This is a genomic window from Bacillus sp. DC4300-2b2, assembly GCF_049895685.1.
Classification (GTDB): domain Bacteria; phylum Bacillota; class Bacilli; order Bacillales; family Bacillaceae; genus Bacillus; species Bacillus safensis.
Genome location: NZ_JAFCSW010000003.1, coordinates 747425 through 768963 on the forward strand (window position 1 = coordinate 747425; position 21539 = coordinate 768963).

Genomic DNA, 21539 nt, shown 5'->3' on the forward strand with positions numbered 1-21539 from the left:
ACAAGAGTTTTCGTCCTTACAAAATTGGCTCCTTGGATGAAGGGGTTCCTATTCATCCTACCAATGATTGTTTAACTCAACATGAATCCATTGTAAAGATCATGTAAATTTTAACGCGACTTTCCTTTTTTCCCTATTTTGATTTCAGGCTCACTGTAAAAGTCGTTCCTTTGCCTTGTTTGCTATGGACTGAAATCGTCCCTTCATGCGCCTCCACAAGGTGTTTGACAATCGCAAGACCAAGTCCTGTTCCGCCTGAATTTCTACTTCTATCTTTATCAATTCGATAAAACCTCTCAAATATTCTTGGAATCTCTCTTTTCTTCATGCCGATTCCTGTATCTGCTACATCAAATTCATAGGCGCCTTTCCGCGGTCTTGCAGAAATGGTGACACTCCCTCCCTCTGGTGTATAGGTAAGGGCATTGTTCACGAGATTGAGGAAGATTTGCTTTAATCTCAGCGGATCTGCCATCACATAGACAGGCTCTTTCGGGATACGCACTTGTAATTGAATGCCTTTTTCTGCGGCTTTCTGTTTTAAAAGAACTTCAATCTCTTGAATGATTTCTGTCGCATTGGCGTCTTGAATGTTCAGTTTGAAATGCTGCTGCTCGATTTTGGAAAGATCGAGTAAATCTTGAATGAGAGTTTCGAGTCGGACACTCTCTTTTAGAATGATGGAAAGGAATTGTGTTAGCGCTTCTTTGTCATCAATCGCTCCATCAAGAAGGGTTTCGGAGAATCCTTTAATCGACGTAATCGGCGTCTTTAATTCGTGAGACACATTGGCGACAAAATCTTTTCGCATCTGCTCCAGCTGCTTTGTTTCTGTCACGTCATGAAACACAAGGACAATTCCTTTCCATTCATCGTCTGTACTTAAAATTGGGACACCATCCACTTGGAAGTAGCGCCGTTCAATGTCAACGGCTAGGCGTAAAAACTTCCGCACCTTCGTTTCTGTCATGAAAATTTCATCAATCAGTTCAATAATTTCTTCATGTGTAAATGCTTCATGATACAACTTGTGCATGTAAATGTGCTTTTGCACCTTAAACTGCTTGCGGAAGGTTCGATTGACTAGGTTAATATAACCCATCTTATCAATCAAAATAATCCCTGCTCCGATGTTTTCAATGACTGTTTGCAGACGGTCTCGCTGCATTTCCCCAGTGCTTGTCATTTCTTGAAGGCTTTCTGCCAGGCGCTTCATTGATGTATTAAGCTCACTTGTTTCAATGATGAGCTCTTCATAATGGTTGGTATCATAGTTCCCGCGTTCCAGCTGTTTGGCTACCTTTGTGGCATAATCTATCGGTTTTACATATTTCATCGACATGCGGTATCCAAAGAAAACGATGATAATAATCGCCGAGCCAAGACAAACGGCTAATGCGAGCCAAAGCTGGCCGTCAATTTCATTTAAAGGCTGGAATGACGCATGGAGAAATAAATAGCCTACCGGTTCGTTTTGTTTCAAAATAGGGACTGCGTAATGAAACAGCGCATCCTTCTCATCCTCAATGACGACGCCTTTTGTTTGAAGCCGTTCATTGTTCAGTGTGTTTTGAATGATGCCCCTTTGCTCCGCTTGACCCGTTGTATGTATGATATTCCCCTTCAGATCCACAATTGACGCATTCATATCGAGATGCTGCTTTGCCTGATTGAGGATCTCCTTGTTGTGCTTCGCCTGCAGATCATCACCATCCATGGAAGAAAGAAGAAAGCTCGATTCATTTTCCATTCGTTCCGTTAATTTTGTTTGATAAAAAACATGGAACATGTGATCCAGAAAAAGGCCAAGTGCGACAAACACAATAAAAAGGAGAAAAATAAGTCCCGAAAACAGGCGGGTTCTAATTTTACTCATTTGGCTTTGGCTCCTCCAATTTGTAGCCTAAGCCGCGAATGGTTTTAATGTATGTTGGTTTTTTCGTATTCTTTTCAATTTTGTCCCGCAAGTGGCTGATGTGTACATCTACAATACGAGTGTCACCTGCAAAGTCATAATTCCAAACAGCACTTAGCAGCAGATCACGTGTGAGGACACGTCCTTTATGCTTAGCCAAGTAAAGCAGCAGTTCAAATTCCTTCGGCGTAAGCTCTAGACGTTCTTCTTGGAAGTAGACTTCGTAGTGTTCTGGTAAAATGCGCAGTTCACCAATTTTGATTTGGTCTGCAATGACCTCTTCCTTGTCCTCTTGCGTGGGGGCAGGCTGAGATTGCTGCGCTCTTCTTAAGATGGCTTTTACCCGAGCACCCACTTCTCTAGGACTGAATGGCTTTGTCATGTAATCATCGGCTCCAAGTTCAAGGCCGAGCACCTTATCAAATTCATCGTCCTTTGCTGTCAGCATTAAAATAGGGAACATCATTTTTTGAATTCTCAGTTGTTTGCACACTTCAATGCCGTCCATCTTCGGAAGCATTAAATCTAATACAATGAGATCAGGCTGTTCACTTGCTGCTTTTTCAAGCGCTTCTTCCCCATCTCTTGCTGTGACGACATCATAGCCCGCCCTTTCAAGGTTATAGCTTAGAAGTGTTACAATCGATTCTTCATCATCCACAACTAATATTTTTTTATTCATGTTGTGCCTCCAATTAGTGATTTCCCCTGCATCCGTTTTTTTGTATCTTATGTGAAAAGCGAGAAGTCATGCTTTCTCTTTCATTTTAACGAAAGCTTAACAAGAGGACAATTTAAAATTTCGACAAGATTTGTTTTGTAAACAAAAAGAAAGCCCCTCATAAGAGAAGCCTTCTTTTTTTCATATTAAGACAATACTTTCATGACGTTCTTAACAGATTCAACAGAACGGTCAAGCTGACTTCTTTCTTCTTCTGTCAGCTCAAGCTCAATGATCTGCTCAAGGCCGTTTCCACCTACGATTGTTGGTACACCAAGGTAAATGCCTTCGTAGCCATATTCACCTTCAAGGTATGCAATCGTTGGGATCACGCGGCGCTGATCTTTTAGAATCGCCTCAACCATTTCTACAAGTGAAGCAGCAGGTGCATAATAGGCACTACCGTTACCTAATAGGTTCACGATTTCGCCGCCGCCTTTTCTTGTTCTTTCAACAATCGCATCAATTCGATCTTTTGGAATCAATGTTTCAAGCGGGATACCGCCTGCATAAGAGTAACGAACAAGCGGAACCATGTCATCGCCATGTCCACCAAGGACAAAGCCCGTCACATCTTTGACAGATAGATTTAATTCTTGAGCAACAAACGTACGGAAGCGTGCTGTATCAAGAATACCCGATTGTCCAATGACTTTTTCTTTTGGTAATCCTGATTCTTTATAAACTGCATATGTCATTGCATCAACAGGGTTTGTTAACACAACAATAATGGCTTCTGGAGAATATTTAACGATTTCGCGTGTCACGCTGCGCATGATTTTTTCATTTGTTGACACGAGATCGTCACGGCTCATTCCCGGCTTTCTTGCAATTCCTGCCGTAATGACCACGACATCAGAACCGGCTGTATCTTCGTAGTTAGAAGTGCCTGTAATGTTCGCATCGAAGCCTTGAACAGGGCTCGCTTCCAGCATATCAAGAGCTTTCCCTTTTGTTGGGTTCTCAAGCTGCGGGATATCAACTAATACGACATCCGCTAATTCTTTTTGAGCTGTTAAAAATGCTGTAGTTGCTCCAGTAAAACCTGCTCCGATGACAGATACTTTTTTACGCTTGTTTGCCATTTCCTTTTTCCCCTTTAACTTTAAAGTTTAAGAATCAAGACAAGTTTTTGATGAGCTCGTCAGCAAACTCAGAACATTTTACTTCTGTTGCGCCATCCATTAATCTAGCAAAATCGTAAGTGACGACTTTAGATGCAATTGTTTTTTCAACAGATTGAATCACTAGATCAGCTGCTTCCTGCCAGCCAAGGTGCTCAAGTAACAGCACGCCTGATAGAAGAACAGAAGATGGATTCACTTTATCAAGACCAGCATACTTTGGTGCTGTTCCGTGAGTCGCTTCAAAAATAGCGTGTCCTGTTTCGTAGTTGATGTTCGCTCCTGGTGCGATACCAATTCCACCAACTTGTGCTGCAAGTGCATCAGAGATGTAATCTCCATTTAAGTTCATTGTAGCCACAACATCGAACTCAGCTGGACGAGTTAGGATTTGTTGAAGGAAAATATCTGCAATGCTGTCTTTGACAATGATTTTGCCAGCAGCTTCTGCTTCACTTTGCGCTTTGTTTGCCGCATCTTTTCCATCTTGTTCTACAATACGATCATATTGTGCCCATGTAAAGACTTTGTCGCCAAACTCTTTTTCAGCCACTTCGTAGCCCCAGTTTTTGAAGGCACCTTCTGTAAATTTCATGATGTTTCCTTTGTGAACAAGCGTCACAGATTTACGGCCTTGGTCAATTGCATATTGGATAGCCGCTCTGACAAGACGGGATGTTCCCTCTTCAGAAACTGGCTTGATTCCGATACCAGACGTTTCTGGGAAACGGATTTTGTTCACACCTAATTCGTTTTTCAAGAAGTCAATTAACTTCTTCACTTCGTCTGAACCTTTTGCATACTCAATACCAGCATAGATATCTTCTGTGTTCTCACGGAAGATCACCATATCTGTGTCTTCTGGACGTTTCACAGGAGAAGGTACACCTTTGAACCAGCGAACAGGACGTAAGCATGTGAATAAATCAAGCTCTTGTCTAAGTGCCACGTTTAATGAACGGATTCCTCCGCCAATTGGTGTTGTTAGTGGTCCTTTAATCGCAATTAAGTATTCACGAATATCTTCAAGCGTTTGCTCAGGAAGCCACTCTCCAGTTTTATTGTAAGCTTTCTCACCTGCATATACTTCTTTCCAAGTGATTTGCTTTTCACCTTTATATGCTTTTTCTACAGCTGCTTCAAGTACTCTTGATGCTGCTTTCCAAATGTCAGGACCGATTCCGTCCCCTTCGATAAACGGGATGATTGGATTATTTGGTACATTCAATACGCCGCCAGTAACTGTAATTTTTTCGCCTTGTGACAATGATATTACCTCCCAGGTTATGTAGTGAATATTTGAAACTTCTTGGCTTGATGTCTGCAAGCAAAAAAGTTTTTCACGTGATTCGTTTTTTTGTTGATATGGAGGCTGATTGGCCTTTTGAAATCAGCCCCCGCTTATTCTATAAACATTAGTCTCTTTCACTGATCGGAACAAAGGTTTGAAGATCAGGTCCAATGTAATCAGCTCTTGGACGGATGAGTCGGTTGTTGTCATATTGCTCTAGAATATGAGCAATCCATCCAGAGAATCGGCTGATCACGAAAATTGGTGTAAACAAGTCATGATCAATGCCAAGACTGTGATATACAGATGCAGAATAAAAATCAACATTTGGTGGAAGATTTTTCTCTGATGTCACGATTTCCTCTGCGCGAACAGACATTTCATACCATTTCGGCTCGCCAGTGAGGTTTGTTAAACGCTGGCTCATTTCTTTTAGATGCTTTGCACGCGGGTCACCTTGACGGTATACGCGGTGGCCAAAGCCCATAATTTTTTCTTTCTTCTCTAGCTTACCATGAATATAGGAATCTACGTTTTCAACTTCGCCAATTTCTGAAAGCATCTTCATCACGCCTTCATTAGCGCCGCCATGAAGCGGTCCTTTCAGCGCACCGATAGCCGCTGTCACACCAGAGTAGATATCTGATAGTGTAGCAACACATACACGTGCTGTAAATGTCGATGCGTTTAATTCATGATCCGCATGTAGAATAAGCGCCTTATCAATGGCTTCAATTTCTACTGGTGACGGCTCTTCGCCATTTAGCATATACAAGAAGTTTGCAGCATAGCTGTATTCTTCTTTTGGCTGTACAGGCTCAAGTCCTTTGCGAATGCGTGAAAACGCAGCGACTAGTCCAGAAATTTTCGCCTGTAAGCGAATTGCCTTTCTGTAATTCGCTTCTTTGTCCATAATCTCTGATTCGTCATCGAGTAAACCTAGTAAGGATACTGCTGTACGAATCGCAGACATTGGATGAACCCCATCGAGCGAATAAGATTTAAAATGCTCAATGATTTCTTGCGGAATCTGAGCATTTTCATTGAGCTGCTGTTTTAATTCACTCAGCTCCTGCTCATTCGGCAGCTTTAAGTGCCATAACAGGTAGACAATTTCTTCGAATGTAGCTTTTTCAGTTAAATCATCGATATTGTACCCTACATAAGTAAGAGTATCATCAATAATTGAGCTTACGGATGAAGTTGTTGCCACGATACCTTCAAGACCTCTTGTTGCTGTCATGTTCAATCTCCCCTTTTTAAAAAGATTCCCCTTCGTTGCAGAATTCTCACTTTTTGAAAGCGCTATCCAATCCGAATAAGATGGCAGGTTCTGAAAAGAAAATGCTTACATTTACCTATACGGTTAGAGCGCTTTTAGCCTCATATCTCTTGTGTGATCAATGAGTTCAAAATTAAGCCTATTCCCATTATAAACAATAATCAGACATTTGTTAAATGTTTAACTATAATTTTTTTTGATATTTTTTTTTCCAGTCTCCCATATCAGGCATGGAATAAAGGGAATTTGCTTCTTTTAATATATTTAATTATGTTTTTTTGCAAAAGCTCACGCAAGAAAAAATTAAAAAAAGAAAGTGGCAAGAACCACTCTCTTTTCACCCGCTGAAAAATTTCACAGCCTGCATCGCCAAATAAGCAATTCCTGCCCCGATGAGCGGTCCAACAGCCACACCTTTAAATAAGCTGACTGCCAAAATGGTACCGAACACAAGCGCTGCCGTAATATGCGGATCATTTTCGAGTAGCACAATCCCGTTTTTTGCAATTAATGCTACTAATATACCCGCTCCAAGAGCTATCCAAGCATAGGAGGATTTCATCGCTTCTCCAAGCTGCTTAAATCCAATATCACCTGTTGCAATCGGGACCAGCACAGCAATGGTAATGACGGTCACTCCCCAATTAATACCTTTAGATTGGAGAACCGGGAAAATTTTTTGATCCAGGCCAATCAGCTTAATCGCGATCAGTACAGAGACCGCTAAAATTAACGAATTGTTTTTTGCAATAAGTGCAATAACGAGTAAAAGTACCAAAAATAAATTTGCTTGAGTAAACATACGCCGCTCCTTTCTTTCTTTTTATTGCGACCTTTTCATATTACTAATCTTTTTGAATAAAATGAAGTATCGGACATGCTTGTTTTTTGGAGGGGATTGTGTGAATCACGCCTATGTGGCCATTTTTCTGCGAAGTTTGATGATGATCAGCATTGCTGTTTTTGCTGTTGTCTTTTTATATCAGTCTTTTCCGTTTTTATATCCTTTTTGGATCGCCCTTATTGTGTCTTGTTTGATTCACCCTGCCGTATGCAAAATTGAAGAGATTACCGGGATGCCAAGAGGACTAGTTGTGGTCATTGTACTTTTGCTCTTTTTAGTCGCAGCCGCCGGCTTCATGACGCTTTTAGTTGCTGAAATCATTTCAGGAAGTGCTTATTTGGCAAAGGTACTGCCTGGCCATCTTGATCAATTGATTGGTATTGTAGAGCAATTTTTTACAGATAAAATTCTGCCTTTATATCATGATGTCACAGCCCAATTTAATACGCTTCAAGCAGGTCAAAAGGAATCCATTTTGGGACAAATTCAAGCACTCGGTGATGAAGCTGCCGCAAAAATCGGGACCTTTCTTTCAAAAACACTTGAGCTTATTCCGGCTTTTTTAGGTCTTTTGCCTGATGCAGTAGCCACTCTCTTATTTTCTGCTCTGGCAACTTTTTTTATCACGAAAGATTGGTTTACATTAAAAACATATGGCTCACGTATCTTTCCCGCAAAATGGATGCAGCATACACGCGCCATTTTATCTGAAATCAAAAAAGCCATTACCGGCTTTATGAAAGCCCAGCTTTTGCTTGTGGCCATGACGATTGGTATTGTATTGATTGGACTCATCATTTTAAAAGTCGAGCATGCCCTTGTGATTGCTTTATGTATTGGGTTTGTCGATTTACTTCCATATATCGGGAGCGGCACTGTTTTTCTACCGTGGATCATTTATTCTGCTATGACAGGAAATCTATCACTCGCCATTGGACTGGGTATTTTGTATATTGTTGTCCTCATTCAAAGACAAATATCAGAGCCAAAAGTCTTGAGCAAATCCATTGGACTTAATCCTTTAGCAACGCTTGTGGCGCTATTTGTCGGGTTAAAATGGTTTGGTTTTCTTGGACTTGTGATTGGCCCTGCTTCCCTTGTCGTGTGGCAGGCATTCCGTAATGCAGGAGTTTTCAGAGATATTTTTGAGTACATTCGGTATGGCATGCAAAAATAAAAGAGACCTAGGCTGAAGGTCTCTTTAGCGAATGATTGTATAGCGGTTGCGATTAGACAAGTTTCTAAGCCAGCGTTCAAAAAGCGGCTTAATTCCTTTTCTCGTCACCGGAATGAGCAGCAAAGCCCCAATGAGATCCGATAAGAAGCCTGGAATGAGCAGCAGCAGACCGCCAATCAGAATACAAAAACCATCGACAATCGCTCCCCCTGGCATCTTGCCATATTGTAAATCTCGCTGTACCTTTTGGAAGGCTTCTATTCCTTGTTTTCTTGCGAAATAAGCACCTAATGCACTTGTCAGCACTATGAGCAGCATCGTTGGCAAAATGCCAATGATTTTACTTGAGATTAAAAATAAGCTAATTTCCACCGCAGGGAACAGAATTAATAATAGTAGAAAATATTTCTTCAACCATATCACCTCATGGGGTATCTTTCATCGAAAGCTGTTTACTTTTTTTAGTGTAACATAAAAAAAGAGAGGAGTCAGACAACTCCCCTCTTGGATGATTTAAAGGACGCTTGCACGGCCTTTGTAGATTGCTCCGCGTGCTGGATCTACTGTAATCTCTTCGCCTTCTTTTAATAGTGTTGTTGCGCTGTCAAGACCAACAATCACTGGAATGCCAAGGCTTAATCCAACAACAGCTGCATGGCTTGTTAAACCGCCTTCTTCTGTGATAAGAGCAGATGCTTTTTCTAAAGCTCCCATCATATCACGATCTGTGCAGTTTGCGACTAGGATCGCACCATCGTACATTTTTTCTTCTGCTTCTTTTCCGCTTTGTGCAATGACAACCGGTCCAAATGCAGATTTACGGCCAATACCTTGACCTTTCGCAATGATGTCACCGACAACATATACTTTCATTAAGTTCGTCGTACCTGTTTCACCAACTGGCACACCTGCTGTAATCACGATTAAATCACCATGTCTTACATAGCCTGTTTCAATAGACTTTTCTACTGCATTCTCAAGCATTTCATCAGTAGACGTCGTTTTTGATCCGCTCTTTGCAAATACACCGAATACGAGTGAAAGCTTTCTTGCCACTGATTCGTTTGCTGTAACTGCTACGATTGGTGCTTTTGGTCTATATTTTGAAATCATTCTTGCTGTATGTCCGCTTTCCGTAGGCGTCACAATTGCTGCCACATCAAGCTTCATTGCTGTATGTGCAACAGATTGACCGATCGCATCTGTAATGCTGACTTCTACTTCTTCGCTTCTGCGAGAAAGAATTGCTTTATAGTTAAGTGCTTCTTCTGAACGCGATGCAATGTTATGCATCGTTTGTACAGCTTCTACTGGATATGTTCCTGCTGCTGTTTCACCAGAAAGCATAATCGCATCTGTACCGTCAAAAATAGCATTTGCCACGTCACTTGCTTCCGCGCGGGTTGGACGAGGGTTACGCTGCATGCTATCCAGCATTTGAGTCGCTGTGATGACAGGCTTGCCTAAACGATTGCATTTTTTGATCAGCATTTTTTGAACAAGCGGTACTTCCTCTGCCGGGATCTCTACACCAAGATCTCCACGAGCAACCATTAAACCGTCAGATACCTCAAGGATCTCGTCGATGTTATCAACACCCTCTTGGTTTTCAATCTTAGGAATGATTTGAATATCAGTCGCATTGTTCTTTTCAAGAAGCTCACGAATTTCAAGAACATCAGAAGCTCGTCTAACAAAAGAAGCTGCGATGAAATCGACGCCTTGTTCAATTCCAAACAGAATATCATTGGCATCCTTTTCTGTAATACCTGGCAGGTTCACACTGACGCCAGGTATGTTGACGCCTTTTTTGTTTTTGAGTGTGCCTGTATTCATGACTTTAGTGACGATTTCTTTGCGGTCCATGTTAATTTCTTTTACTTCTAAACCAATCAGACCATCATCTAATAGAATCGTTGAGCCCACTTCTACATCATGAATTAAATCTTCGTACGTCACACTAATTTTTTCCGTATTTCCAACAATGTCTTCCATACTCACGATAAGATCAGCACCAGCGACTAGCTCAATTGAGCCGTTTTCAACTGTACGTGTACGGATCTCTGGACCTTTTGTATCTAGAAGGATCGCAATGTCCTTGCCTAATGTTTTACCTGCTTTACGTATGTTTTCAATGCGTGCACCATGCTCTTCAAAATCTCCGTGGGAGAAGTTTAGTCTGGCTACATTCATTCCTGCTTCAATCAATTCAGTCAGCTTTTCAATGCTTTCACTTGCTGGACCGATTGTACAAACGATTTTTGTCTTTCTCATTACTGTTCCTCCTAAGGTCTTCTCGTTTTATATAGAGAGCTCTTGTGAAAGTCGGTACATATTTTTATCGACTGTATGTTTTTTATCTAAGATTTCTAAAATATCGTGATGGACAAGTTCATTGCTTTGAATGCCTACACAGCGTCCGCCTTTTCCTTCAAGGAGAAGCTCGACTGCGTATGCTCCTAAACGGCTTGCCAGTACACGGTCAAAGGCACTAGGAGAACCTCCGCGCTGAATATGTCCTAAGACAGATACACGTGTTTCAAGGCTTGTCTCCTCTTCAATCCGCTTACCAAATTCAACACCGCTGCCTACGCCTTCTGCAACGATAATAATACTATGCTTCTTGCCGCGCTCGTGACCTCTTCTTAACCTAGCAATAATTTCGTCCATGTCATAGTCTGCTTCAGGAATCAAAATAGATTCGGCTCCGCCCGCAAGACCTGACCAAAGGGCAATATCACCAGCATGTCTTCCCATTACTTCCACTACGTATGTACGTTCATGAGATGTGGCTGTATCACGAATTTTATCAATGGCATCAATGACAGTATTCAGTGCTGTATCAAAGCCGATAGTGAAATCAGTACCTGGAATATCGTTGTCAATCGTGCCAGGGACACCTACACATGGAAAACCGAGCTCTGTTAATTTCTTCGCTCCCATAAATGACCCGTCTCCACCAATGACTACAAGCCCTTCAATACCGAATTTTTTTAAGTTTTCAATTCCCTTTTCACGACCTTCAACTGTCTTGAATTCAGGACATCTTGCCGTGTAAAGTTTTGTTCCTCCACGATGAATGATATCGCCAACTGAACCTATTTCGAGTTTCTCAATTTTACCGTTAATTAGACCTGAGTATCCATTATAAATACCGTAAACTTCAACATTATGGTAAATTGCTTTCCTTACAACTGCGCGCACAGCTGCATTCATTCCTGGGGAATCCCCACCGCTTGTTAAAACTCCTATACGCTTCATCTTTTTCACCTCAGAGACCATATATGAATTAAACATACCATTTCCACTGCTTGAAAACAATCATGAGCAAATTTGGATGTTTTCAATACGAATTTCTAAAACCGTACTTATTATACAATTAAATAAACCGTTTTTAAACAAAAGTTAAGAACGTCATGAAAGAAAATCTCTCTGAAATCTTTAGAGGCAAGTACTATAAACCTTATCATATCAAGGTTTTCAGACGTTTCAAATTTTATGAAAACAAAAGAAAATTATTTTCAAATAGCGCTTACATGAGGTCGGTTTTCATGAAAAAAGATGAAAAAAATAAACGCCAGCCAAAAAGGCTGTACGTTTATTTAGTTTACCCCAATATATTGATTTTCAATCGATACTTTCCCGATTGCTTTGTATTTTTCATATCTTTGTTCGACTAGTTCTTCAGGTGTTAGTTTGAGCAAAGATGTAAGTGATTGTTTTAATACATTTTCCATGTAGGCTGCTTGTTGTTTCACGTCTCGATGTGCTCCACCTTGCACTTCTTTAATAACATCATCTATAATATCTAATTCTTTTAGGTCTGGAGCGGTAATTTTCATTGATTCTGCAGCTTTTTTTGCAAGTGATGAGTCCTTCCAGAGCAGTGCTGCTGCACCTTCAGGTGATATCACTGAATACGTTGAGTTTTCTAGCATGAATAGGTGGTTTCCTACGCCTAGGCCTAGTGCGCCGCCGCTTCCGCCTTCTCCAATGACAATACAGACAACCGGTACACGAAGTCCTGCCATTTCGAATAGGTTTTTCGCAATTGCTTCACTTTGTCCGCGCTCTTCAGCAGCTTTTCCAGGATAAGCTCCTTTTGTATCAATAAAGCAAATGATCGGGCGATTAAATTTATCTGCTTGTTTCATCAAACGCAGCGCTTTACGGTAGCCTTCTGGATGAGGCATTCCGAAATTACGGCGCAAGTTTTCTTTTGTATCTTTACCGCGCTGATGGCCAATAACAGTGACAGGAAGCCCTTTAAACGTGGCAATTCCTCCAACGATCGCCTCATCATCACCATAAAAACGGTCACCGTGACATTCGAAAAAGTTGTCAAACAGCTCTTGAATGTAATCGAGAGTTGTTGGGCGCATTGCATGCCGAGCAATCTGCACTCTGTCCCACGGCTTTAAATTTGTATAAATGTCTGCTTCAAGCTTGCTCAGACGTGTTTCAAGGCGCTCAATTTCTGCACTTAAATCCATTTCTGAGTTTTGTGTGAACTTTTTCAGTTCATCAATTTTCGCTCGAAGTTCAATGACAGGTTTTTCAAATTCTAGTTCTCCAGCCACTCTCGTTCACCTCCTGTGCTGTGTAGCGCTAAGATTCGGCCTAGTGTTTCTTTCATTTCTGCACGATGGATGACAGCATCAAGCTGTCCATGCTTCATTAAAAATTCAGCCGTTTGGAAGTCCTCTGGCAGGTCTTCACGAATCGTTTGTTCAATGATTCTTCGGCCTGCAAAACCAATTAAAGCACCCGGTTCTGCAAAGTTGTAATCACCGAGAGACGCAAAACTAGCTGATACACCGCCAGTTGTTGGGTTCGTCATCACAGAGATAATCAAACCTTGATCCTCGCTGAACAGTTTTAATGCTGAACTTGTTTTTGCCATCTGCATCAGACTGAGAATTCCCTCTTGCATTCTCGCTCCACCAGATGCAGTAAAGATAATAAATGGCACCTTGTCCACTTTTGCTTTCTCAATCGCCAGTGTGATCTTTTCACCAACAACCGATCCCATGCTACCCATACGGAACGTGGCATCCATGACAGCAATCACAGCACTTTGGCCTTCAATCTCACCTTTACCTGTGACAATGGCTTCATTCAAAGATGTTTTTTCTCTGTCTTTCTCAAGCTTTTCTTCGTAGCCTGGGAAACCGAGCGGGTTTGCTGAGATGAGGTGCCCGTTAAATTCTTCAAATGTGCCTTCATCTACAAGGCTTTCAATACGCTGCTTTGCATTCATTTGCAAATGTCTGCCGCAATTCATACAAACACGTAAATTTTTATCTAGTTCTTTGGTGAGCATTATTTTTTTACATTGCGGACATTTGGTCATGATGCCTTCAGGCACATCTTGGCTTGCCTGTTCAGAGGGTACAGATGCATATTTTTTCTTTTTACTGAAAATATTCTTAATTGACAAATGACTACCTCCCTTTTTGAAGGGTTTTTTCTTTACACGCACATCCACTATTATAGGACATGTCATAACTGTACCGAAACTATTGTACTTTTTTTGTCAAACGCTGTCATCCTTCATTCAATTTTTTCAGTGGGGAATTGATGAGAAATGAGTATGTGTTTGGGGCGCTGAGCAGTTGATATGTTTGAATTGTGAACGTCTACAAAAAAATCTCATTCCGGATGAAAAAATTTTCGCGTAAGAGAGGAAATGGTGCACGTTTTTCCTCCAATTTCAGAAAGAACGTGCACACTTTTCCAGTTGATTATTCGCCGATAATCGTTAATTTTCTTGTTTTTTCAGCGACCGCTTCTGGGTCGACTTTGATTCTTGCAACACCAGTTTCCATTGCTGCTTTTGCCACCGCTTTTGCTACCGCTGGTGCCACGCGTGCATCAAATGGTGCAGGGATGACATATTCAGCTGACAATTCTTCCTCTGAAACAAGAGAAGCAATCGCTTCAACAGCTGCGATTTTCATTTCTTCGTTAATGTGAGTTGCACGTACATCTAATGCTCCGCGGAAAATTCCTGGGAATGCCAGTACGTTGTTCACTTGGTTCGGGAAGTCAGAACGGCCAGTTCCTACAACACTTGCACCTGCTGCATGTGCATCTTCTGGCATAATCTCTGGATTTGGATTAGCCATAGCAAAGATGACAGGATCTTTTGCCATTTTTCCAACCATTTCTTTTGTTAAAGCGCCTGCTACAGAAACCCCGATAAAGACGTCTGCGCCTTCAATGACTTCTTCTAATGAACCTTCTTTGCGGTCTTGGTTCGTGAATTTAGCTACTTCGTTTTTCACTGCATTCATACCATTCGGGCGGCCTTCGTAAATGGCACCTTTCGTATCACACATAATGATATCACGTACACCGAAATGATAAAGAAGTTTGATAATTGCAATTCCTGCTGCCCCGGCGCCGTTTGCCACTACTTTGATTGAAGACATAGATTTTCCAGAAAGCTTCAGTGCATTCACAAGTCCTGCTACTGTCACAATGGCTGTTCCGTGCTGATCATCGTGGAAAACTGGAATGTTTGTCTCTTTTTTCAAGCGCTCTTCAATGATAAAGCAGTTAGGAGCTGCAATATCTTCAAGGTTCACACCGCCAAAAGTCGGCTCAAGAAGCTTCACTGTTTCAACGATTTTGTCTACATCGTTCGTTGCAAGCGCGATTGGGAAGGCATCTACGCCTGCAAAGCTTTTGAATAATACGGCTTTCCCTTCCATTACTGGAAGAGAGGCTTCTGCACCAATATTTCCAAGCCCTAAAACAGCGCTTCCGTCTGTGACAACAGCGACCATATTGCCTTTCATTGTATAATCATACACTTTGCTTGTGTCGTCATAAATATCTTTACATGGTTCTGCAACACCAGGTGAATAAGCCAAGCTCAAGTCTTTTGCATTTTTCACTTGTACTTTTGATTTTGATTCGAGTTTGCCTTGATTCTCTTTGTGCATATGTAATGCTTCTTCTCTTAATGACATGTGATGAACACTCCTTCAAGTGGAAAATGATTTAATGATTTGCTAAATTGATAAGCACATACTGGCAGTTTTAAATACACAGAATCTTTAAAATGATAACACAATAGGTGAATTTGTAAAACATATTCAGGCGATTTGTCATCATTTAATCACAACGTTTTGTTCACCGAGCAGCTCTTTTAACTGGAAAATCACAGCATGATCTGCATGAACTTTGTATGCATCTGGAAGTCTCATTGTCTTTTTTTGCTTCTCATAATACAAATAGACATCTGCTTCTCCGCTGTGCATCGAGAGGACTCGTTTTACTTGCTCTAGCAGCTCCTGCGTATGCTTCTCTTCTTTCACCCGAATGTAGACAGACTCTTTTCTTTTTGCGTCCATCTCTTCAAGCAAAGCAGCTTCTTGCACGATGATTTGACTGCTGTCATTTCTGACTTCTACTCTGCCTTCCACATAAAGCATGGTGCCCTCCTCAAGTAAGGGGGACAGCTTTCTAAATTGCTCTGGAAAGACGACGCCTTCCATTTCTCCCGTTTCATCCCCAAATGTAACAAATGCCATCGATTGTCCATTTTTTGTCCGAATCGATTTCACTTTTGTCAAAAGACCACCCATTGAAATCTTCCGCTTAATATAGGAAGAAAGTCTGATTATTTCCACTGCACCATTCTCTCTTAAGCGGTCTCGGTATGCTTGTACTGGGTGATTTGATAAATATAACCCAAGTGCCTCTTTTTCAAATTGCAGGAGATCAACAAGCGGCATTTCTTCTATCTCCGCATATTTTGGCTTAATGGAGAAGGTTGTATCCCCAAGAAAGTCCAGCTGATCCTCAGGATTTAAAAATGACACGTGGTCTAACGCAATATCTATCGATGCTAATAACGAAGCACGATTGGGATAAAACTCATCCATCGCCCCTGAAAAAATGAGCGCTTCAATCGTTTTTCGGTTGACACTCTTTGGTGATACTCTTGCGCAAAAATCGAATAAATCTTCAAACGGCTTTTCCTGTCTTGCTCTGTATATATCCTTTACAGCTGACACTCCGACATTTTTAATCGCTCTTAAGCTGTAGCGGATCTCCCCTTTTTCAACCGTAAATGGAAACTCACTCTTATTAATAGAAGGCTTCAACACAGATATCCCTTTTTCCTTCGCCTCATAGAAATATTGAGCAATTTTGTCTTCATTTCCAATTACACTCGTTAAAAGACCGCACATAAAATATAACGGATAATGCGCTTTTAAATAAGCAAGCTGAAAGCCAATCATGCTATATGCAACAGCATGGCTTCTATTAAAACCATAGTTTGCAAATTTGACGATTAAGTCATAAACGTCATTTGCAATGTTAACAGGATACTCCTTTTTTAGGCATCCTTCAACAAAATGGCTTCGCTCTTCATCAAGGACCTTTTTATCCTTCTTCGAAACAGCTCTTCTTAATAGATCTGCCTCGCCCAGCTGAAAACCAGCCATCTTCGCTGCAATCAGCATGATTTGCTCCTGATAGACGATGACCCCATATGTATCCTTTAATATGTCATACAAATCAGGATGAGGGTAGGAGACCTTAACTCGGCCATGCTTTCGGTCGATAAAAAGCGGGATATTTTCCATTGGACCTGGACGATAGAGGGCATTGACCGCTACGATATCTTCTAAACTAGACGGCTTCAGACGTCTCAGCACCTGACGCATTCCCTGTGATTCAAGCTGGAATATTCCAGTTGTATCGCCCGCAGATAACAATTCAAACGTTTTCTGATCCTCATATGAAATGTCACTAAAGTTAATGTGGACGTTTTCCTGTCTTTCAATCTGGTTTTTAATGGATTCAATTAATGTTAAGTTTCTGAGTCCTAAGAAGTCCATCTTTAAAAGTCCGAGATCTTCTAAATAATTCATGGCATACTGCGTTAAATACACACCTTCATGGCCGTCTTGAATCGGAACGACCTCTGTCAGCGGCTCTTCGCTCAGCACAACGCCAGCTGCATGTGTCGAGGTGTGTCTCGGTAAGCCTTCTACCTTTAAAGCAGTTTGGAAGACCTTTCGAAGCTCTTCAGATTGCTGAAGCATCGTTTTTAATTCAGGAGATGCAGTCACCGCTTCTTTCAGCGTCGTTCCTGGCTTTGATGGAATCAGCTTGGCAAGACGGTCCGCTGCCTTTGAATCGATTCCCATCACACGTCCAACATCCCTTAAAGCAGCCTTTGCTGCAAGTGTTCCAAACGTGACAATTTGCGCCACATGCATGTCTCCGTATTTATCTTTTACATAAGAAATGATTTCGTCTCTTCTCGTGTCGGGGAAATCAATATCAATATCTGGCATGCTGATTCGCTCTGGATTTAAGAAGCGCTCAAATAAAAGACCGTGACGGATCGGATCGACATCCGTAATAAACAGAACATATGCAACAAGTGAACCCGCTGCTGACCCCCGTCCAGGGCCTGTGACAATCCCTCTGTCATGCGCATACTTCATAAAATCCCACACAATGAGAAAATAATCACTGAAATTCATTTTTTGGATAATGCTCAGCTCATATTCAAGCCTTTTGACATACATGTCATGTGAAGCAATCTTTCTTTGCTTCATTCCTTCTGCGCACACTCTGCGTAAAAACTGATCTGCTGTTGATTGATCAGGAGTTGGATAGGAAGGGAGTTTTGTTTGCCCAAGATTTAAATCGACCTCGCAGCGGTCTGCAATCTCCACCGTTCTTGTCAGCAGCTCTCGATCATCACTATACCATTCCAACATTTCTTCAAAGGATCTGAAATGCTTTTCTCCTCGGTCTTCCTCTATCTCTGAAAGCTGATCCCCTGCTTTAATAGCCTTTAAACACGTATAAGCCATTTTATCCTCTCGATTGATGTAGTGAACATCCCCCGTCGCAACAAGAGGTATGTCCACACTTTGTGAGACATCCCACAGTTTGCTGGTGAGCGATTCGTCCTGCTGAAATGGCTGAAGTGCGATGTACACATGATCCTCGCCGAATATATGCTTCAATTGTTTTGCAGCTTCACACGCTTCTTCTATTTGATCATGCTGCAAAAGCGTTTCAATATACCCAGATGCGCCTGGTGTGATCGCAATGAGCCCGCGATGATAGCTTTTGAGCCATTTTTCTTTCAGTCCGGCTTTTGATTTTGATTTCAGCACACTGCTGATTTTGATCAGGTTTTGATAGCCTTCATTGTTTTTTGCAAGGAGTACCAAGGGATAAGCCTCTGTCTCTTGTTCATCTATGAAGACAGAAGCTGTTAAACCGATAACCGGCTTGATGCCATGTTTATTACATTCCTTATAAAATTCAACCGTTCCATACATCACATGGTCATCGGTAAGAGCGAGCGCCTTGCAGCCAAGTTCTTTTGCTTTCAGTACAAGCTCCTTTACTTTAGCTGCACTGCTTAACAAGCTGTATCCACTGTGGACCTGAAGATGAACATAAGACATGCTAAATCCACTCCTTTCGTCTAAAGTCATTCTTTCATTATAAAACGCGATGCGATGAGAAACAAATGTTCTTTCTTTTCTGTCCGTTCATACTTGTCCAGCACACACCATATATTGAATAGAGTGAGGTGGACAAAATGGATGTGAAGGAAGCTTTTATTCCGAATTTTATCAGCTGTTATTTTATCGCCCTTGGGGTCATTTTGGGTGGTGCGATCATAGGCGGTGTTGGTGCGTATTTATCTGGTCAGCCGCCTTTATCCATTATTACTAGTCTTGCCAACCGTTTAAAGATTTGGGCGCTTGTCGCCGCTATCGGCGGAACATTTGATGCTGTTTATAGCTTTGAACGAGGCATTTTCGAAGGAAACACACGTGATATTTTCAAGCAGATTTTATTAATTATCTCTGCCATGGGCGGCGCACAAACGGGGTATCTCATTATTACGTGGCTCACCCAGGAGCATGTGTCATCATGAGGGTGCCGGAGCTGTATAAACGCCCAGGCTGGCAGCGTTTTTTTGCAGGAATGATGTTTGGTGCGATTGTAAGCTGGCTCATTTTTCTCTTTACATACGGAACCTTTCAGGAAAAGCAAGTGACACTGCTGAGAAGTCAGCAGCATCATATGGACAGTTTGAAGGAACAAATCACACTCTATCGGGAAGATTTGCATAAGTTAAATGAGGATAATAAGAAGCGGCTGCTGATCCAAAGCGTAGATGTTCATCTCGTGAATCGTGAGCAATATAAAATCCCAGAGCCAGATACGCTAAAGTTTGAAGATCAGGTCAAGGAGGATATCTCAGAAGTCATTACCAAGGATATTGAAAGTGTCTATAAAACAAAGGAATTACTAAAACGGACAGTGGAGAATAAAGAATATACCATTCGGGAAAAGGCATACCGAGCGAAAGTGACAGAGCTGACAATTTATACGAAGCTTTCACTTGAAGTACGTATTTCATTTGCTGAATAAAGAGGTTGTGGAATTTTTATGAATTTCTGCCCTCAATGATCGCTTTTTACGCTTCATTTTTATACACTAAAAGTAGAACGAGATCTTAAATAGAAAGAGGTGAGGACAATGGAGGTTTACAGCTATCGTCAAATGGCACGAGACAAAGCAAGCCGGATCAAAGACGGCATGTGTGCTTATGCTGAGACAGAAATGATGGCTCATTTAATTAAAAAAGAATTAAAGCATCAAAATCTCCAAGCCTATGAAGATTCAACAGACATCGGCTGCTGGTTTATCCCTGTATGCAAGTAACCCTTTTCTCCATGACAAAAAAGAGAGAAGGGACTTCCTATCCCTCCTCTCTTATGATGATGATTTACATACTTCTTCTAAATCACGCAAAATCTCATCTGCTACGGCCCAATCATAAATGGACGCACCGGCTGCAAGCGGGTGACCGCCTCCATGATATTTTTTCGCAATGGTGTTAATGACGACACCTTTAGAGCGGAATCTGACACGAATCTGATCGTTTTCTTCCACAAAAAAGACCCATGCCTTAATGCCTGCAATATTTCCTAGTGTCCCAACAAGCTGTGAAGCCTGCTGCGCTGTTGTTTGGAACGATTCCAAAATTTCACGCTTAATGAACACAGATGCAACCCCGTTCTCTGACAAAGAAATATGTTGAAAAATATAGCCATTTAATTTCACAACATTCAAATCTGTCTCATACAATTGATTGAAAAGATCTGAAGATGAAAACGGATATTCGATGAGTTCCCCTGCATATTTGAGTGTCTTTTTCGTTGTGTTTGGGAAAAGGAAGCGGCCTGTGTCTCCTACAATGCCGGCATAGATCAATTCAGCCGCCTTTGTATTCAGCTGATATCCTTCTTCTTTCCCCTCTAAGTACAATTCATAAATCATCTCGCTCACAGAGCTTGCCTCTGTATCCACCCAAAGCAAATCACCATAAGGATCTTCATTCGGGTGATGGTCGATTTTCATCAGTTTATCGCCCATTAAATAGCGCTGATCATCAATTCTTGCTTGATTGGCCGTATCACAGACAATGACAAGGGCCCCTTTATACACGTCGTCTGGTACCTCATCGAGTTCATATAAAAATGAAAGGGATGGCTCAGGGGTTCCTGTCGCATAAATATTTTTTTCTGGATAGGTGGCACGCAAGATTTCCGTAAGGCCGCACTGCGATCCATACGCGTCAGGATCTGGTCTTACATGTCTATGAATGATGATGGTGTCATATAATGATATGGTTCTAATCAGTTCTTTTTTCATAAAAACTCCTTCTCATGCGATACTCTTTTTATTATTAAATCATAATCTATCGTGACGGAAAAGTGAGGAATAGACAATTTATTCTAGTAAGCAAGCCTATTTACGTTTAAAATAGGGTTGTAACCACTTACAATGGAGGCTTGGCACATGCTTGTTTTGATTGTGTTTATTATTTGTTCTGCCATGTTTTATTTATACTACAAAGCAAAAAATGTCCGTACGAACCGGCCAGTTGAGAAAAAATTCTGGTCGGCGAAATCCAGTATGGCCCTTGGCTGCTTTGTCCTGCTCTTCGGTGTGAATCAATTATTTTTAAACCGCTCGTCACTCGCATTTGTCATTGGATTTATTTTTGTTGCTGTCGGTATCGGCAGTACATGGGCAGGATATAAAGCCTACAAGCATTACCTTCCGCTCTTTTTAAAGGAAGGCGAAAAAGATCACGCGTAATAAGGAAAGGGGCGA

Annotated in this window: 19 protein-coding genes; 5 read left to right on the top strand and 14 right to left on the bottom strand. The window is 41.4% G+C overall.

Features of this window, described 5'->3' with window-relative positions:
* Positions 1-133 precede the first annotated feature (133 nt).
* From pnpS to ACP69X_RS13855, 6 genes are all read right to left on the bottom strand, one after another.
* Positions 134-1876 (bottom strand): two-component system histidine kinase PnpS, encoded by a 1743-nt coding sequence (gene pnpS, locus ACP69X_RS13830; protein WP_041086579.1) that lies wholly within the window; start codon positions 1874-1876, stop codon positions 134-136.
* On the bottom strand, positions 1869-2597 hold the full coding sequence (locus ACP69X_RS13835; RefSeq protein ID WP_039180559.1) for a response regulator transcription factor: 729 nt from the start codon (positions 2595-2597) through the stop codon (positions 1869-1871). Before ACP69X_RS13835 ends, pnpS begins: the two co-directional genes overlap by 8 nt.
* A 185-nt stretch (positions 2598-2782) precedes the next feature.
* Positions 2783-3721, bottom strand: a complete 939-nt coding sequence (mdh, locus tag ACP69X_RS13840; protein ID WP_008356047.1) for a malate dehydrogenase — start codon at positions 3719-3721, stop codon at positions 2783-2785.
* A gap of 34 nt (positions 3722-3755) precedes the next feature.
* Positions 3756-5027, bottom strand: coding sequence for an NADP-dependent isocitrate dehydrogenase (gene icd, locus ACP69X_RS13845; protein WP_024424789.1), 1272 nt, complete (start codon positions 5025-5027; stop codon positions 3756-3758).
* Positions 5028-5175: 148 nt separating this feature from the next.
* Positions 5176-6294: a citrate synthase gene (citZ, locus tag ACP69X_RS13850; RefSeq protein WP_024424790.1), complete on the bottom strand. Its 1119-nt coding sequence runs from the start codon at positions 6292-6294 to the stop codon at positions 5176-5178.
* A gap of 376 nt (positions 6295-6670) precedes the next feature.
* On the bottom strand, positions 6671-7135 hold the full coding sequence (locus ACP69X_RS13855) for a DUF441 domain-containing protein (RefSeq protein WP_007501699.1): 465 nt from the start codon (positions 7133-7135) through the stop codon (positions 6671-6673).
* Positions 7136-7235: 100 nt separating this feature from the next.
* Here ACP69X_RS13855 and ytvI point away from each other — a divergent pair, with 100 nt between their 5' ends.
* Complete coding sequence (ytvI, locus tag ACP69X_RS13860) at positions 7236-8354, top strand: sporulation integral membrane protein YtvI (RefSeq protein WP_073978749.1); 1119 nt, start codon at positions 7236-7238, stop codon at positions 8352-8354.
* A 24-nt stretch (positions 8355-8378) separates the two neighbouring features.
* Here ytvI and ACP69X_RS13865 read toward each other — a convergent pair whose 3' ends face one another.
* From ACP69X_RS13865 to dnaE, 7 genes are all read right to left on the bottom strand, one after another.
* On the bottom strand, positions 8379-8768 hold the full coding sequence (locus ACP69X_RS13865) for an FxsA family protein (RefSeq protein ID WP_039180564.1): 390 nt from the start codon (positions 8766-8768) through the stop codon (positions 8379-8381).
* A 99-nt stretch (positions 8769-8867) separates the two neighbouring features.
* Positions 8868-10628, bottom strand: a complete 1761-nt coding sequence (gene pyk / locus ACP69X_RS13870) for a pyruvate kinase (protein WP_041086588.1) — start codon at positions 10626-10628, stop codon at positions 8868-8870.
* Positions 10629-10655: 27 nt separating this feature from the next.
* Entirely contained in the window at positions 10656-11615 is a 960-nt protein-coding gene (gene pfkA, locus ACP69X_RS13875) for a 6-phosphofructokinase (RefSeq protein ID WP_041086887.1), read from the bottom strand.
* 341 nt (positions 11616-11956) lie between these two features.
* Positions 11957-12934, bottom strand: coding sequence for an acetyl-CoA carboxylase carboxyl transferase subunit alpha (gene accA / locus ACP69X_RS13880; protein ID WP_039180569.1), 978 nt, complete (start codon positions 12932-12934; stop codon positions 11957-11959).
* Positions 12919-13794, bottom strand: a complete 876-nt coding sequence (accD, locus tag ACP69X_RS13885) for an acetyl-CoA carboxylase, carboxyltransferase subunit beta (protein ID WP_041086590.1) — start codon at positions 13792-13794, stop codon at positions 12919-12921. The genes accA and accD overlap by 16 nt, the downstream gene beginning before the upstream one ends.
* A 304-nt stretch (positions 13795-14098) precedes the next feature.
* Positions 14099-15331, bottom strand: a complete 1233-nt coding sequence (locus tag ACP69X_RS13890; RefSeq protein ID WP_041086592.1) for an NAD(P)-dependent malic enzyme — start codon at positions 15329-15331, stop codon at positions 14099-14101.
* A 141-nt stretch (positions 15332-15472) separates the two neighbouring features.
* Positions 15473-18808, bottom strand: a complete 3336-nt coding sequence (gene dnaE, locus ACP69X_RS13895; protein ID WP_426052752.1) for a DNA polymerase III subunit alpha — start codon at positions 18806-18808, stop codon at positions 15473-15475.
* A gap of 137 nt (positions 18809-18945) precedes the next feature.
* Between dnaE and ACP69X_RS13900 the strand changes: the two genes are divergently transcribed.
* The 3 genes from ACP69X_RS13900 to ACP69X_RS13910 all read left to right on the top strand — a co-directional run bounded on the left by ACP69X_RS13900 (position 18946) and on the right by ACP69X_RS13910 (position 20081).
* Entirely contained in the window at positions 18946-19287 is a 342-nt protein-coding gene (locus ACP69X_RS13900; protein WP_024424798.1) for a YtrH family sporulation protein, read from the top strand.
* Positions 19284-19787, top strand: a complete 504-nt coding sequence (ytrI, locus tag ACP69X_RS13905) for a sporulation membrane protein YtrI (RefSeq protein WP_003216226.1) — start codon at positions 19284-19286, stop codon at positions 19785-19787. The genes ACP69X_RS13900 and ytrI overlap by 4 nt, the downstream gene beginning before the upstream one ends.
* A gap of 108 nt (positions 19788-19895) precedes the next feature.
* The gene (locus ACP69X_RS13910; protein ID WP_003216400.1) at positions 19896-20081 is read left to right on the top strand and encodes a hypothetical protein; all 186 of its coding nucleotides are present in this window, start codon (positions 19896-19898) and stop codon (positions 20079-20081) included.
* 51 nt (positions 20082-20132) lie between these two features.
* Here ACP69X_RS13910 and ACP69X_RS13915 read toward each other — a convergent pair whose 3' ends face one another.
* Positions 20133-21074 carry a DHH family phosphoesterase gene (locus tag ACP69X_RS13915; protein ID WP_024424800.1) on the bottom strand — a complete coding sequence of 314 codons (942 nt, stop codon included), beginning with the start codon at positions 21072-21074 and terminating at the stop codon, positions 20133-20135.
* A 147-nt stretch (positions 21075-21221) separates the two neighbouring features.
* On the opposite strand from ACP69X_RS13915, the gene ACP69X_RS13920 reads away from it, so the two are divergent.
* Positions 21222-21524: a YtpI family protein gene (locus ACP69X_RS13920; protein WP_003216665.1), complete on the top strand. Its 303-nt coding sequence runs from the start codon at positions 21222-21224 to the stop codon at positions 21522-21524.
* Positions 21525-21539 lie beyond the last annotated feature (15 nt).